Here is a 14847-nt window from a genome sequence, read left to right as displayed (position 1 = left end):
ACGTGAAGAAGACGTCATCGGAGGTGTTGTCCGCCGAGGGAGGGCCGGGCAACGGACCGCTTCTCGCGGTCGACAACCTGCATGTCGAGTTCCGCACGCGGGCCGGTGTGGTCAAGGCCGTCAACGGCGTCAGCTACACCCTCGACGCCGGGGAGACCCTGGCCGTGCTCGGTGAGTCGGGTTCCGGCAAGTCGGTCACCGCTCAGGCGATCATGGGCATTCTGGACATGCCGCCCGCGGTGATCCCCAAGGGGCAGATCCGCTTCCGCGGCACCGACCTGCTGGCCATCTCGGAGAACGCCCGCACCCAGATCCGCGGCCAGCGGATCGCGATGATCTTCCAGGACGCGCTGTCGTCGCTGAACCCGGTCTTCACCGTGGGCTGGCAGATCGGCGAGATGTTCCGGGTGCACCGGGGCATGTCCAAGCGGGACGCGGAGAAGAAGGCCGTCGAGCTGATGGACCGGGTGCGCATTCCCGCGGCCAAGCAGCGACTGCACGACTACCCGCACCAGTTCTCCGGCGGCATGCGCCAGCGCATCATGATCGCCATGTCGATCGCGCTCGACCCCGAGGTCCTGATCGCCGACGAGCCGACCACGGCCCTCGACGTGACGGTCCAGGCCCAGATCATGGAGCTGCTCGCGGAGTTGCAGCGCGAGAGCAACATGGGCCTGATCCTCATCACCCACGACCTCGGCGTCGTCGCCGACGTCGCGGACAAGATCGCGGTCATGTACGGCGGACGCATCGTCGAGAACGCCCCCGTGCACGACATCTACAAGGCGCCCGCCCATCCCTACTCCAAGGGACTGCTGGAGTCGATCCCCAGGGTCGACCTCAAGGGCAAGGAGCTGTACGCGATCAAGGGACTGCCGCCCAACCTGCTCGACATGCCGACGGGTTGCGCCTTCCATCCGCGCTGTCCGTACCGGCAGGACAACTGCGTGACCGACGTCCCCCCGCTCTACGAGATCAGCGGCGTGCGCAGCAGCGCCTGCCACTACTGGAGGGAGGTCCTCGATGGCACCCACGGGTGATTCGATCCTCGAGGTCCGTGACCTGGTCAAGCACTTCCCGCTGAACCAGGGCATCATCTTCAAGAAGCAGATCGGCGCCATCAAGGCGGTCGACGGCGTGTCGTTCGACCTCAGGGCGGGCGAGACGCTGGGCATCGTGGGCGAGTCGGGCTGTGGCAAGTCCACTCTGGCCAAGCTGCTCATGGCGCTGGAGCGGCCGACCTCGGGCTCGGTGAAGATCGGCGGTCGTGACATCGCCAAGGCGCGCGGCTCCGAGCTGAAGCGGATGCGGCGCAACATCCAGATGGTGATGCAGGACCCCTACACCTCGCTGAACCCGCGTATGACCGTCGGCGACATCATCAACGAGCCGTACGACATCCATACCGATGTGGCGCCCAAGGGGGACCGCCGGCGCAAGGTGCAGGAGCTGCTGGAGGTGGTGGGGCTCAACCCCGACCACATCAACCGCTACCCGCACCAGTTCTCCGGCGGTCAGCGTCAGCGCATCGGCATCGCCCGAGGTCTGGCGCTCCAGCCTGAGATCATCGTCTGCGACGAGCCGGTCTCCGCGCTCGACGTGTCGATCCAGGCGCAGGTCATCAACCTGCTGGAGCGGCTGCAGAGCGAGTTCAACCTGGCCTACATCTTCATCGCGCACGACCTGTCGGTGGTACGCCACATCTCCGACCGCGTCGCGGTGATGTACCTGGGCAAGGTGGTGGAGCTGGGCAAGGACGTCGAGATCTACGACCGTCCTTCGCACCCGTACACGCAGGCCCTGCTCTCGGCCGTGCCGCTGCCGAACCCGGAGGGCCGGGACAACCGGGAGCGGATCATCCTTCAGGGTGACCCGCCGTCCCCGGCCAACCCGCCGTCCGGCTGCCGGTTCCGCACGCGGTGCTGGAAGGCGCAGGAGATCTGCGCGGAGGAGGAGCCCTTGCTGCAGATCAGGCCGGGCACCACGCACGAGAGCGCGTGTCACTTCGCCGAGATCCACGACATCGTGCACGCCACGACCACGTAGCGGGTCGCGGGCACGAAGAGTCGCGAAGAGCATGAAGAAGAGCCCTCCACAGGCGCCTGTGGAGGGCTCTTCCGGTTCGTGCGACTACCGCTACGGGGCGACCGGCGCGGCGGCCGGGGCCACCGCGGCGACCGCGTCGGTGACCGGCGCGACCGCGTCGGTCACCGGGGCGACGGCACCGGTCAGCGAGCCGAGGCCGGGCAGGCCGCCACCGGTCAGCGAACCGAGGCCGGGAATGCCACCGGCGAGGCCCGTGAGCGAGCTGAGGCCGGGGACCGAGGAGCAGAGCTGGTTGAGAATCGGCAGGTTCTCCAGGCCCAGCAGGCACTGCTGCGCGGTCGGAGTTGCGGTCTCGACCTCGGCGTTGGCGACACCGGCGGCACCGAAGAAGGCGACACCGACGATGGCGGACGAGACGAGAATGCGGCGGATCATTGGATATTCCCCCCGAAAGGAAGCACCGGGCGGAGCGTTCGAAGTGCGATCACACTCCGCATCCGGATGGCTACGTTCTGTAGTCGCAGTATCTCTACCCGCAGGTCAAACGTCTAACACCCCCACACTTCGTGGCGATGTCCGTCGAGCCATGACCAAACACTCCTTGGCCGACAGCAGGCACGATTCGGGCGTGTCCCGCTTGACAGGCGACCACTAGGGAACGGCCCCACGCCCCCTGCGCCCGTGTGTCATGAACACCTTGGCCGACATCCCGAAGGCCAGCGCCAGCAGGGCCAGCACGACGAGGAAGCGCGACACCGGCGGCTGGTACGGCGTGCCGCCGAACAGCGAGGCCGGGCTCGACGCCTTCAGCGGCGTGTGTCCCGCCTGCCTGCCCGCCTGACGCAGGGCCAGCAGCGCGCTGGCGACCCCGTGCCCATAGGCCCTGCTGTGCCCGGCCGAAGGCCTGCGCACGGTGCCGCTCTCGATCGCCCGGCGTACCTCAAGGGGCGTCAGGCCGGGATGCGCCGAACGGATCAGCGCGGCGATGCCCGCCACCATGGCGGCGGCCGAACTCGTGCCGTCGCCGATCGTGTAGGCGTCGGAGCCGTCGGCGCTGACCACCTTGGTGCCCGGCGCCACGACCGAGAGGTACTCCTGCCGGTTGGAGAACGACGTGACGGCCAGCCGTTCGTTCACCGCGCCTACGGCGATCACACCGGGATAGGCGGCGGGAAAGTTCTTGCGATTGTTCTGCCCGCCGTCGTTGCCCGACGAGGCGACCAGCACGGCCCCCTTGTCCAGGGCGTACTGCACGGCCTCCTCCTCGGCGGCCGAGCCCTCCCAGGAGCCACTGCCGCCGCCAAGCGACATGCTGATCACATGGGCGCCGTGGTCGGCGGCGTAGCGAATGCCCTTGGCCAGGGCGTCGCCGCCGCTGCGGCGCTTCTCGCGCAGGGGGTCGTCGTTCTCCAGCGTGACCCTGATCGACAGGATCGTCGCCTCGGGCGCTACGCCGATCACACCGCGCTCGCGTGCCGAGCCGTGGCCGCGTCCGGCGATGATGCTGGCCATAGCGGTGCCGTGGTGGCCCCATCGGGTGCTGATGCCCTGGGAGCCGGTGAGGTCGGGGCCGTGCCTGACGGCTCCCGAGAGGTCGGGGTGGCGGGAGTCGACGCCGGTGTCGAGCACGGCGACGGTGATGCCCGCCCCTCGGCTGATCTGCCAGGCCTCGGGCACGCGCAGCCGCTTGAGCTGCCACTGCTGTTGCCTGACGCCGAGCCCGGTGTCCTCGTCGCGCCCGGCCTGCGCGCACACGAACGAGTGCGCCAGGCCGTCGCAGTCGGAGCGGGAGGGGCCGAGCGTGAGCAGCCCGGCGGCCAGGGTGACGGGCAGCAGGGCGGCCAGCAGGCGCGTCACCGGACGAGCCGGCCGTACAGACCCTTGGCCAGTTCGACGGCGAACGTGGCAAGGCGGGGGCTGACCTGACCGAGGTAGGGCCTGCCGTCGCTGTATCCGGCGGCGGTGAGCACGATGTAGCGGCCTTTGCCCGCCTGCACCGAGCCCGCGGCGTACTGGTCGGGACCGAATCGTTCGGCGGCCCCCGGGAAGGCGACCGGCAGCGACGTGGGCGGGCGCAGGCTCGCCTGGACGCGTGCCGGGGTGCGCGGGCGCGACAGTACGGCGATGGCGGCCGTCGCGACGAACGTGCGCGTGCTGTCGGTGTAGGTGGCGCGCAGGGCGGTCATACAGCCGGGCAGCCTCGCCGCCGCCTTGGGCTGCAGGGCGAGGGCGCACGGCGCCTCGGGGGCGACGCCTTCCAGGAGGTAGCTGACGTGCGCTCCTGACGGGCTGCTGCCGGGGAGCTCGGCGGGGAACACCTGGCTCACCGGCCAGGACCGCCATCGGTCGGGTAGGGACGGATCGCTGGTTGGCCAGACCAGCGGCCCGAAGGCGAGTATTCCGGCGAATGCCAGGGACAGTCGGATCACGTCGGCCTCATGAAGGGGGGAGGGACGCTCGGGTCGGTGCATTCTGGCACGCGACTGCCCACCCAATCCGACGCTTCGGTAAACAGACCGATACGCGGGGTAATCAACCTTTGTGAAGCATGCGCCTCATTAGTCCAGTTCTAAAGCACCGGCGACAGCCGCACGTGCGCCCCGGGAGGCAGTCCCAGCCGCTGGGCCGCGTCGCCCGAGTTGACCGCGATGGCGATCAGCCCGGCCGAGTCGGTGAACACCACCAGATCGCCGGGCGGCACCGCCGCGAACGTCTGCCTGAACGGCAACGACAGCCTGCGCCGCCCCAGCCAGACGTCCAGCTTGTCGCCCGCCCTGACGCCGAGCGCGGCCAGATCGGCCGTGGCGATCGACAGCTGGATGTTGCCGAACCCGTCGACCGAGAGCACCTCGCCCTCGATCACGCCCTCGCGCACCGTCGAGGTCGGGGCCGGGAGCGAGACCAGCCGTTCGAGCGGAAGCTCGGGGCCCACGTCCTGCGGCTTGCACCCGGTCGCCAGGCGCGCGGCCACCGGCGAATAGACGTCGCGGCCGTGGAAGGTGGGCGAGACGGGTGTGAGAAAGAACTCCTCGTTGAGGATCTCGTAGGCGGCGTCCGGGCCCCCACAGGCGTGCACGGCCCACGACAGCAGGCCGTTGTCGGGCCCGACGAACACCCGGCCGCCCGCCAGGACGACCACCGCCCTGCGCCTGGTGCCCGCGCCGGGGTCCACGGCGCCGATGTGCACGCCGCGGGGCAGGTAGGGGATCGTCTGCGCCAGGATCGCCGCGCCGCGCCGTACGTCGCCCGAAGGGACCTGGTGGCTGACGTCGATGACACGCGCGGAGGGGGCGAGGCCCGCGATCACGCCGTGGCATGCTGCCACGAACCCGTCGTCCAGCCCGTAGTCGGTGATTAGCGTGATGACTGGGGTCACATCAGGTGACTGTACGTCTCAGCATCCGCCGTGAACACCCGCACAAGGCACATTACGATGGCTTCGGGCCGCGTGCGCGTGACGAGGCGTCGCGCGCCGGAGCTGAGGAGGAAGACCATGGACACTGCACCGGTCAGCGGTGACAGTGCTGCCCAGGACCCCGACGAAGCCGCCCGGACCGCTCATCCCCTCACCGCGAGAGAGACGGAGCTCCTCGCCTTCGAGCGCCAGTGGTGGCGCTACGCGGGCGCCAAGGAGCAGGCCATCCGTGAGAGTTTCGGATTCTCCGCGACCCGTTATTATCAGCTGCTCGGCGAGCTGATCGACAGACCGGAAGCACTCGAAGTGGACCCGATGCTGGTCAAGAGGTTGCGCAGACTGCGCGCCACCCGCCAGCGCGAGCGTGCCGCCCGCAAGCTGGGGATGCGTCCTTGAGCCTGCATACGCCTGTCACCGGTGCGGGAAGGGCCGGCCTGGACATGATCCTGGCCGACCCCGCGGGCGCGATCGTCGGGCTCGACTTCGACGGCACACTGGCGCCGATCGTCGCCGACCCCGGGTCCGCGCGCATCCATCCGGCCGCGCCCGCCGCCCTGGTCGCACTCGGCTCCCTCGTCGGCGCCGTCGTCATCGTCACCGGCCGCCCCGCCGCGACCGCCGTCGAGTACGGCGCCGCGCCGGGCGGGCCAGGCCTGGCCGACGTCCCCGGCCTCGTGGTGCTCGGCCACTACGGCGCCGAGCGCTGGGAGGCGGGCACGCTGACCGCGCCGCCCCCGCATCCCGGTGTGATCGAGGTGCGGGCCGAGCTGTCACGGAGCGACCTCGGGCCCGGCGTCTTCGTCGAGGACAAGGGCAACGCCCTGGCCGTGCACACACGCAGGGCCGCCGACCCGGCAGCCGCCTTCGACCGGCTCAAGGAACCGCTGACCGAGCTCGCCGCCCGCGAGGGCCTGCTGGTCGAGCCCGGTCGCTACGTCATCGAGCTGCGCCCTCCTGGCATGGACAAGGGCGTGGCGCTGACCGGCTTCGTCTCGGCACGCGGCGGGAGGTCGGTGCTGTTCGCCGGGGACGACCTCGGCGACCTGCCCGCCTTCGACGCGGTCGAGTCGTTGCGCGCCTCCGGGATCGGGGGGCTGACCGTGTGCAGCTCGTCGGATGAGGTGGGCGAGCTGGCCAAGCGGGCCGACCTCGTGGTGCGCGGGCCCGACGGGGTCGTGGAGCTGCTCGACGGCCTGGCCGAGGCCCTTCGGCGGCGGTGAAGCAGGTTGCAAGCGGCGCCCGTTACCGTCGCCGCATGACGATCACCGCTATCGCCGCAGCCGCCGCGCTGACCGTGTCCGCCTTCGCCGCTCCCGCCTCCGCCGACGCCTCGGCCACCAGGCCCCTGGAGGTCAGGAAGGGGCTGGTGCTGAACCTGCCCGCCTCGTGGCAGGTCAGCGGGCGCGGCACCGACTGGATCCGCGTCACGACGGGCGCCTGCGCCAAGCCGAAGTCGAAGAACTTCTTCCAGCCGCACTGCGACAGCTTCTGGGTGTTCGGCCCCAAGGCCATCAGGACCGGCCACGAGGGCTTCACCGCATACGAACCGTCCAGGCCGTACTACCCGGCCAGCGATGTGCAGCCGTGCCCGACCAACCGCAGGCTCGGCCAGACCTTCGACGGCCGGATCGCCAAGGGCCACCGTGCGTTCGGCGCCGGGCACACGGCGGACTACCGGGCCTGGAAGGGCGTGTGCATGTCGATGGCGAACGGCCGCAAGTCGGGCGGCTTCACCCAGCGGGAGTGGTTCCTGCCCGTCAGCAAGGTCCTCGTGGTCGACCAGTGGAACACGCCGGGCCTGGCGAAGGTGCTCAGGACGGCCGTCTGGCGCTGAGCACGCCGCCCACGGCCAGGGCGATGATGACGGGGATGATGAGGAACGCCGTGTGCGTGCCGAACCCGTCGGCCAGCGCGCCGAGCAGGAAGGGCCCGATCGCCATCGCCGCGCCCGCCCAGAGCGAGGAGGCGGCCGAGGCGCGGTCGGGCCTGCCCCCCGAGTTCGCGATCACGCCGGACAGGGCCAGCGGGAAGTGCAGTGCCACGCCGATCCCGCTGACGACCAGCCCGGCGTAGCCGAGCACGGGGTGCACGGCCGTCCAGAACACCGCCCACCCCACGCCGGTCACCGCCAGCGCGCCGATGAGCAGCGGCGCCGGCCGCATCCGCAGGGCCAGTCTGGCCCCGCCGAACCTGCCCGCCGCCATCCCCGCCGTGAACGCCGTCAGCCCGGTCGCCGCCGTGGCCGCGCTCAGCCCCGTGCGGGCGGCGAACAGCTCGGCCGCCCACAGGTTGAAGCAGAACTCCAGCGCCACGATGGCGAACAGCACGCCACCGGCGACATGGAAGCGCCAGCCGTACCCGCCGGAGGGTGTGGGGCCGCCGGGTGAGGGCGCGGGTTCGACGGCGACGGGCAGCGCCACCCTGCCCATCGCCAGGGCCAGGGCGACGACGCCGACGGGGGTGAGCAGGAGTGCGGCACGCCAGCCGAGCGCGCTGGAGGCGGCGGCGCTGAGCAGGAAGGAGGCGGCCACCCCGACGGTGACGCCCACGGCGTTGGCCTCGCTGATCGCGGCCGGTCCGGCGGGCCCGTGCAGGTCGCTCAGCGCCGCCATCATCGCGTAGAGCGCGGCCGACCCGAACCCGCTGGCCAGGCCGTACCCGAGCAGGGTCGCGGGCAGCCCGGGGACCAGCACGAGCCCCATCCCCGCGCACATCCCGGCCAGCCCCAGCCAGATCGTCACCCTGCGCCCGAACCTCCTGGTGAGGTACGGCAGCGCGAGCCCGGCGGCGACGGCCCCGACGGCCATCGCGGTGCCGTGCAGGCCCGCCACGGCCTTCGTCAGGCCCTGCTCGATCCTGATCAGGGGTACGGCGGCGCTCAGGCCGTAGATGTAGGTGGCGAAGCAGGACAGCTGGAGGTAGATCAGCCAGGTGGGCCGATCGCGGGTGAGGCGGAGTGTCTGGATCGCGCTCACCCGGCCACCCTTCGGTAAAATTCCCCCTAAAAAGTATCATTCAGGGCGGAAAGCTGCTCGGCCAGCCACCGTCGCGGCGGCAGCGCCGTCGCAGCCGCCCGCAACGCCGCCCCCCGGCGTGCCCGCTCGGCCCTCGGCATCGTCAGCGCCTCGTGCAGCGCCAGCGCCGTCTCGCACACGTCGTAGGGGTTGACCACCAGCGCGTGCGGACCGAGCTCGGCCGCCGCGCCCGCCTCGCGGGAGAGCACCAGGGCGCACTCGGGCGACAGGATCGGCCCCTCCTTGGCGACCAGGTTCATCCCGTCGCGGATCGGATTGACCAGCAGCACGTCGGCCAGGCGGTAGGCGGCCAGCGAGCGCGGGTAGTCGTCGTGCACGTTCAGGTGCAGCGGGGTCCAGTCCTCGGTGGCGAACTCGTCCTCGATCTCCTTGGCGCAGCGCTGCACGGCGGCGGTGTACTCGCGGTACTCGGGCAGGTCGTGGCGCGAGGGGTAGGCGAAGGCCAGATGCACCACCTTGCCGTGCCACTCCGGATGCGAGGCGAGGAACTCGCGATAGGCGGCCAGGCCGCGCACGATGTTCTTCGACAGCTCGGTCCTGTCGATGCGCACGATCAGCCTGCGCTCGCCCACCTGCTCGCGCAGCGCGCTCACGTGCAGCTCCACGTCCGGCTCGGCGGCCCGCTCGCTCAGCGCGTCTCCGTCGACGCCCAGGGCGTGCACGCCGACACGCGTCGTGCGGCCCTCGTGCGTGACGGTGCCGTCGACCTTGTCGACCCGGGCGCCGAGCAGGGCGGCGCAGCAGTCCATGAAGGCGCCCGCCCAGCGCGCGGTGAGGAAACCCGCGTGGTCGGCGCCCAGCACGCCTTCGAGCACCTCGCGTGCCACGTCGTCGGGCAGCAGCGAGAAGTACTCGGGCGGGGCCCACGGCGTGTGCGAGAAGTGCGCGATGCGAAGGTCGGGCCGCTCGGTGCGCACCATCGCCGGGGTCAGCGTCAGGTGGTAGTCCTGCACCATGACCCGCGCCCCGTGCCCCGCCTCCTCGGCCAGCGCCAGTGCGAAGGCGCCGTTGTAGTCGCGGTATGACTCCCATTCACGCCGGAAACGCGCATCGAAGTGCGGCGCGTTGGGGATGTCGTAGAGCAGGTGGTTGACGAACCACAGGGTGGAGTTGGCCACGGCGTTGTAGGCCCGGTGAAAGGTCGTGGGCGGGATGTCCAGCATGCGCAGCGGCCCCGTGTCGTATCCCGCCTCGTCCAGCCGCCCACCCTCGGCCTGCCGTACGGCGACGCGGTCGCCGTCGGAGAGCGCGGCGCAGATCCACAGCACGCCGTCGCGCCCGGCGACGCCCGACAGCGCGGAGACCAGGCCGCCCGCGCCGCGTCTCATGGTCAGCTCGCCCTCGTCGGAGACGGTGAAGGAGACCGGGCCCCGGTTGGAGGCGACGAGCACGCTGTTCATGGACCACACCTTTGACGAAGGTTAACCAATCATGACCCCCGACCATAGGATCCCAGCTATGGCGCTTGATGAGCTAACCGAGGAACTCGCCCGCACAGCCGCCGGTGGCGACCACCGGGCGCTCGGCGAGCTGCTGCGGAGGATCGAACCCGACGTGCTGCGGCACTGCGCGCGCATCCTGCCCTACCAGCAGGACGCCGAGGAGGCCTGCCAGGACACGCTGCTGGCCGTCGCGCGCAACATCGCGCGGTTCGAGGGGCGGGCCAGGTTCAGCACCTGGCTGCACATCGTGACGGCCAACTGCGCGCGCACCACCTACCGCACGCTCAAGCGGCGCGCGGCCGAGCAGTCCTCGGACGACGTCCTGCAGCAGAAGCCGGACCCGAGGCGGGTCAGTGTGATCGCCGGATCGCGGCTCGACCTGCTCGACGTGATGGAGGCGCTGGAGGCCGACAAGCCCGATCTGGCCCAGGCCCTGGTGCTGCGCGACATCGTGCAACTGGACTACAACGAGGTCGCCGAACAGCTCGGAATCCCGCTCGGCACGGCGAAGTCGCGCATCCACCAAGCACGCAAGTACGTGCAGCAGGCGCTCGGCGAGGCCTATCAATGAGATGACTTGTCTCATGCAGTGAGACGCATGGTCAGTTCACGGGTTCGGCCAGGTAGAGTGCTGGACAGCTCGACAACTTCATATTGCTCATCCAGAGGGGTGGAGGGACCGGCCCTGCGAAGCCCCGGCAACCTCCCGGACTGATCTCGTGACGTGACGAGGCCGACCGGGACGAGGTGCCAATTCCGGCCTGTGATCAGGGTGGTCGCAGGCGAAGATGAGGGAAAGGCCTCGCTTCCATGGCGCTCGCAACCACGTCAGCCCCCACCACGGTCGACTTCGGCCCCGCCGCCGCGCTCTCCTGTCGCGAATGCGGCACGCGCTACGACCTCGGTCCGAGCTTCGCCTGTCTGGAGTGTTTCGGGCCACTCGAGGTGGCCTACTCCTTCGGTGACGTGACCCGCTCCCAGATCGAGTCGGGACCGGCCAACATCTGGCGATACCGTTCGCTGCTGCCCGTCCCCGTCGACGTGGCGACCAAGCCCAACATGAACCCCGGCTGGACCAAGCTCGTCAAGGCCGACAACCTGGCCCGCGCGCTCGGCCTTCGCTCGCTGCACGTCAAGGACGACTCGGGCAACCCCACCCACTCCTTCAAGGACCGCGTGGTCGCCATCGCCGTCGAGGCGGCGCGCAACTTCGGCTTCCACACGCTGTCGTGCTCGTCCACCGGCAACCTGGCCGGAGCCGTGACCGCCGCGGCCGCCCGCGCCGGGCTCGAGTCGTGCGTGTTCATCCCCGCCGACCTCGAAGAGGCCAAGATCACCATGGCCCGCGTGTTCGGCGGCAAGCTCGTCGGCATCGACGGCACCTACGACGAGGTCAACCGCTTCTGCTCGGAGCTGATCGGCGACCCGCTGGGCGACAAGTGGGGCTTCGTCAACGTCAACCTCAGGCCGTACTACGCCGAGGGGTCCAAGACGCTGGCCTACGAGATCGCCGAGCAGCTCGGATGGCGCATCCCGGACCAGATCGTTATTCCGGTGGCGTCAGGCTCGCAGCTGACGAAGATCGACAAGGCGTTCAAGGAGCTCATCGCGCTCGGTCTGGTCGACGACAAGCCGTACAAGATCTATGCGGCCCAGGCCACCGGGTGCTCGCCGGTCGCCACCGCGTACAAGGCCGGGCACGACGTGGTGCAGCCGGTCAAGCCGGACACGATCGCCAAGTCGCTGGCCATCGGCAACCCGGCCGACGGGCCTTACGTGCTCGACATCGCCAGGCGCACCGGCGGTGCGGTCGAGGACGTGAGCGACGCCGAGGTCGTCGAGGCGATCAGGCTGCTGGCCACCACCGAGGGCATCTTCGCCGAGACGGCGGGCGGTGTGACGGTCGGCGTGCTGAAGAAGCTGGTCGAGACCGGTCAGCTCGACCCCGACGCCGAGACCGTCGTGCTCAACACCGGCGACGGGCTCAAGACGCTCGACGCGGTCTCCGCGGGTCCCAGCGCGGTGATCAGGCCCTCGCTCGACGCCTTCCGCGCCGCTCTGTAAGACCTCTGTAGAACCTTAGGAGTAACAATCATGAGCGTTTCCGTGCGGATCCCCACCATTCTGCGCACCTACACCGATGGCAGCTCCGAGGTGAGCGGCGAGGGCGCGACGCTGAGCGAGGTTCTGCGCAAGCTCGACGTCGACTACCCGGGGATCGGCGCCCGCATTCTGGATGAATCGGGCAAGATCCGTCGTTTTGTCAACGTCTACGTCGGGGATGAGGATGTCCGTTTCGCCGACGGTCTGGAGACCGCGACGCCGGACAACGTGCAGATTTCCATCATTCCCGCGGTCGCGGGCGGCTGACGCCGAGGTGCTCCGGTCGCGTGCGGCCGGCCCTCCCCACTGATCCGACCTGGAAGACCTCGCCGTGTAGCCGGTGAGGTCTTCTGTGTTTTCTGGCGCTGAAGTGTTTTATTTTGAACTAACCAAAAGACCAAAGGAAATGTCTGGAGAAGTAGTTTTCTTGTTGACTCTGTTGCCCTACGGCATGCCACAGGTATGGTCGAGGACGATCGTCTTGGCGATTTCCCCATAAGTCGGGACGATCGCGGATCTCGCGGAGGAATGGGCGGGGTTCGGAGCCCAGTAAGAGGAGTCGGAAAGTGGCGCAGGGCACCGTCAAATGGTTCAACGCGGACAAGGGATACGGCTTCATTGCGGTAGACGGTGGTAAGGATGTTTTCGTCCATTACTCAGCAATCATGATGGACGGCTACCGCGCTCTCGAGCAGGGCCAGCGGGTCGAGTTCGAGATCACGCAGGGCCAGAAGGGCCCCCAGGCGGAATCCGTCAGGGCGGTCTGAGCATCCGTCAGGCCGGCATCGGCGGCTCACACGGCAACGCAGTCCGTGTCGATCCGTATCCGGTCCTGATCGGCTCATGTGTTCCTTGTCAGCTCTAGTGCTCGGGCCCGGTCCCCTGGGGATCGGGCCCGCGTGTGCGTCACGACCCAAATGTCTGGTCTGCCCGGCCTCCATCTGACCTGGGGTGACAGGTCGCTGGCTTGCACTCGACCAGGTAGAGTGCTAAACAGTTCGTTGGCACTCTCTACAGGCGAGTGCCAACACGGGGATCGAGGCGATGGGGCCTGCCGAACGGATGTGCGGGCCCACCATGCCGTCGCGGGCGTCGGCTCGATCCGCTGCAAGCCACCCTGTTATCTGGGAGGTCTAGCCTTATGGCAGCCAAGATGATCGCGTTTGACGAGGACGCGCGGCGCGGTCTCGAGCGCGGTATGAACCAGCTCGCCGACGCCGTCAAGGTGACGCTCGGTCCCAAGGGCCGCAACGTCGTGCTGGAGAAGAAGTGGGGCGCTCCCACGATCACCAACGATGGTGTGTCCATCGCCAAGGAGATCGAGCTCGAGGACCCGTGGGAGAAGATCGGCGCCGAGCTGGTCAAGGAAGTCGCCAAGAAGACGGACGACGTCGCGGGTGACGGCACCACCACCGCCACCGTGCTCGCCCAGGCCCTGGTTCGCGAGGGTCTGCGCAACGTTGCCGCCGGCGCCAACCCGATGTCGCTGAAGAAGGGCATCGAGGCCGCCGTCGAGCGCGTCAGCGAGGAGCTCTCCAAGCTCGCCAAGGACGTGGAGACCAAGGAGCAGATCGCTTCGACCGCCTCCATCTCCGCCGCCGACCCCGAGATCGGGGCGCTCATCGCCGAGGCGATGGACAAGGTCGGCAAGGAAGGCGTCATCACCGTCGAGGAGAGCAACACCTTCGGTCTCGAGCTCGAGCTCACCGAGGGCATGCGCTTCGACAAGGGCTACAACTCCGGTTACTTCGTGACCGACCCCGAGCGCATGGAGGCGGTGTTCGAGGACCCCTACATCCTCATCGTCAACTCCAAGATCTCGGCCAACAAGGACCTGCTGCCGCTGCTCGACAAGGTCGTGCAGGCCGGCAAGCCGCTGGTCATCATCGCCGAGGACGTCGAGGGCGAGGCCCTGGCCACCCTGGTCGTCAACAAGATCCGTGGCCTGTTCCGCTCGGTCGCGGTGAAGGCTCCCGGCTTCGGTGACCGCCGCAAGGCCATGCTCAACGACATCGCCATCCTCGCCGGTGGTCAGGTCATCTCCGAGGAGGTCGGCCTCAAGCTCGAGACCGCCACCCTCGACCTGCTGGGCCGCGCCCGCAAGGTCGTGGTGACCAAGGACGAGACCACCATCGTCGACGGCGCCGGTGACGCCGAGCAGATCGCGGGCCGGGTCAACGAGATCCGCGCCGAGATCGACCGCACCGACTCCGACTACGACCGCGAGAAGCTCCAGGAGCGCCTGGCCAAGCTCGCCGGTGGCGTCGCCGTCATCAAGGCCGGCGCCGCGACCGAGGTCGAGCTCAAGGAGCGCAAGCACCGCATCGAGGACGCCGTTCGCAACGCGAAGGCGGCCGTCGAGGAGGGCATCGTCCCCGGCGGTGGCGTGGCGCTGCTGCAGGCGGGCGCCAAGGCGTTCGACAAGCTGGAGCTGTCGGGCGACGAGGCTACCGGTGCCGCGATCGTGAAGAAGGCTCTTGAGGAGCCGCTGAAGCAGATCGCGATCAACGCCGGCCTCGAAGGTGGTGTCGTCGTGGAGAAGGTGCGCAACCTGACCCCCGGCGAGGGCCTCAACGCCGCCACCGGCGAGTACGTCAACATGTTCGACTCGGGCATCATCGACCCGGCCAAGGTGACGCGCTCCGCGCTGCAGAACGCCGCTTCCATCGCGGCGCTCTTCCTCACCACCGAGGCCGTCATCGCTGAGAAGCCCGAGAAGGCTGGTGCTGCTCCGGCGATGCCGGGCGGCGGTGACATGGACTTCTAAGTCCATCTCTGAAGTGGCCGGTCCCTTCGCGGGACCGGC

At 69.3% G+C, this 14847-nt stretch carries 16 protein-coding genes and 1 riboswitch; of the genes, 10 read left to right on the top strand and 6 right to left on the bottom strand.

Annotation, left to right across the window (positions count from 1 at the left end):
• Positions 1-2 precede the first annotated feature (2 nt).
• Both ACTWNK_RS39845 and ACTWNK_RS39840 read left to right on the top strand, forming a co-directional pair.
• Positions 3-1040, top strand: a complete 1038-nt coding sequence (locus tag ACTWNK_RS39845; protein WP_474310111.1) for an ABC transporter ATP-binding protein — start codon at positions 3-5, stop codon at positions 1038-1040.
• Positions 1024-2046 (top strand): ABC transporter ATP-binding protein, encoded by a 1023-nt coding sequence (locus ACTWNK_RS39840; protein WP_474310110.1) that lies wholly within the window; start codon positions 1024-1026, stop codon positions 2044-2046. The genes ACTWNK_RS39845 and ACTWNK_RS39840 overlap by 17 nt, the downstream gene beginning before the upstream one ends.
• Before the next feature lie 90 nt (positions 2047-2136).
• Here the strand turns inward: ACTWNK_RS39840 and ACTWNK_RS39835 are convergent, their stop codons facing one another.
• From ACTWNK_RS39835 to ACTWNK_RS39820, 4 genes are all read right to left on the bottom strand, one after another.
• On the bottom strand, positions 2137-2481 hold the full coding sequence (locus ACTWNK_RS39835) for a hypothetical protein (RefSeq protein ID WP_474310109.1): 345 nt from the start codon (positions 2479-2481) through the stop codon (positions 2137-2139).
• 216 nt (positions 2482-2697) lie between these two features.
• Positions 2698-3903 carry a S8 family serine peptidase gene (locus ACTWNK_RS39830; RefSeq protein ID WP_474310108.1) on the bottom strand — a complete coding sequence of 402 codons (1206 nt, stop codon included), beginning with the start codon at positions 3901-3903 and terminating at the stop codon, positions 2698-2700.
• Positions 3900-4475, bottom strand: a complete 576-nt coding sequence (locus ACTWNK_RS39825) for a hypothetical protein (protein ID WP_474310107.1) — start codon at positions 4473-4475, stop codon at positions 3900-3902. Before ACTWNK_RS39825 ends, ACTWNK_RS39830 begins: the two co-directional genes overlap by 4 nt.
• Before the next feature lie 140 nt (positions 4476-4615).
• Positions 4616-5422: an SAM hydrolase/SAM-dependent halogenase family protein gene (locus ACTWNK_RS39820; RefSeq protein ID WP_474310106.1), complete on the bottom strand. Its 807-nt coding sequence runs from the start codon at positions 5420-5422 to the stop codon at positions 4616-4618.
• A gap of 117 nt (positions 5423-5539) precedes the next feature.
• Between ACTWNK_RS39820 and ACTWNK_RS39815 the strand changes: the two genes are divergently transcribed.
• The 3 genes from ACTWNK_RS39815 to ACTWNK_RS39805 are packed head-to-tail and all read left to right on the top strand — an operon-like array spanning position 5540 to position 7295.
• Positions 5540-5857, top strand: a complete 318-nt coding sequence (locus ACTWNK_RS39815) for a DUF3263 domain-containing protein (protein WP_474310105.1) — start codon at positions 5540-5542, stop codon at positions 5855-5857.
• A complete protein-coding gene (otsB, locus tag ACTWNK_RS39810; RefSeq protein WP_474310104.1) occupies positions 5854-6681 on the top strand; it encodes a trehalose-phosphatase in 828 nt (275 codons plus the stop codon). The genes ACTWNK_RS39815 and otsB overlap by 4 nt, the downstream gene beginning before the upstream one ends.
• Before the next feature lie 35 nt (positions 6682-6716).
• Positions 6717-7295 (top strand): hypothetical protein, encoded by a 579-nt coding sequence (locus ACTWNK_RS39805; RefSeq protein WP_474310103.1) that lies wholly within the window; start codon positions 6717-6719, stop codon positions 7293-7295.
• On the opposite strand, the gene ACTWNK_RS39800 is transcribed toward ACTWNK_RS39805, so the two are convergent.
• On the bottom strand, positions 7273-8436 hold the full coding sequence (locus ACTWNK_RS39800; protein ID WP_474310102.1) for an MFS transporter: 1164 nt from the start codon (positions 8434-8436) through the stop codon (positions 7273-7275). The two genes, ACTWNK_RS39805 and ACTWNK_RS39800, sit on opposite strands and share 23 nt — an antisense overlap.
• A 26-nt stretch (positions 8437-8462) precedes the next feature.
• Positions 8463-9896, bottom strand: a complete 1434-nt coding sequence (locus ACTWNK_RS39795; protein WP_474310101.1) for an alpha,alpha-trehalose-phosphate synthase (UDP-forming) — start codon at positions 9894-9896, stop codon at positions 8463-8465.
• 58 nt (positions 9897-9954) lie between these two features.
• Here ACTWNK_RS39795 and ACTWNK_RS39790 point away from each other — a divergent pair, with 58 nt between their 5' ends.
• The 5 genes from ACTWNK_RS39790 (at position 9955) to groL (ending at position 14808) form a co-directional block, all read left to right on the top strand.
• Positions 9955-10509: an RNA polymerase sigma factor gene (locus tag ACTWNK_RS39790; RefSeq protein WP_474310100.1), complete on the top strand. Its 555-nt coding sequence runs from the start codon at positions 9955-9957 to the stop codon at positions 10507-10509.
• Positions 10510-10593: 84 nt separating this feature from the next.
• A riboswitch (SAM riboswitch) is annotated at positions 10594-10733 on the top strand.
• Between the two features lie 15 nt (positions 10734-10748).
• On the top strand, positions 10749-12002 hold the full coding sequence (thrC, locus tag ACTWNK_RS39785) for a threonine synthase (protein WP_474310099.1): 1254 nt from the start codon (positions 10749-10751) through the stop codon (positions 12000-12002).
• 30 nt (positions 12003-12032) lie between these two features.
• Positions 12033-12308 carry a MoaD/ThiS family protein gene (locus ACTWNK_RS39780; protein WP_474310098.1) on the top strand — a complete coding sequence of 92 codons (276 nt, stop codon included), beginning with the start codon at positions 12033-12035 and terminating at the stop codon, positions 12306-12308.
• 299 nt (positions 12309-12607) lie between these two features.
• Positions 12608-12808 (top strand): cold-shock protein, encoded by a 201-nt coding sequence (locus tag ACTWNK_RS39775; RefSeq protein WP_012895270.1) that lies wholly within the window; start codon positions 12608-12610, stop codon positions 12806-12808.
• Between the two features lie 374 nt (positions 12809-13182).
• The gene (gene groL, locus ACTWNK_RS39770) at positions 13183-14808 is read left to right on the top strand and encodes a chaperonin GroEL (RefSeq protein WP_474310096.1); all 1626 of its coding nucleotides are present in this window, start codon (positions 13183-13185) and stop codon (positions 14806-14808) included.
• Positions 14809-14847 lie beyond the last annotated feature (39 nt).

This window comes from Nonomuraea sp. IBHARD001 (assembly GCF_056106265.1).
The sequence above is the reverse complement of the archived record's forward strand: the minus strand, read 5'-3'. Positions and strand labels throughout refer to the sequence as shown.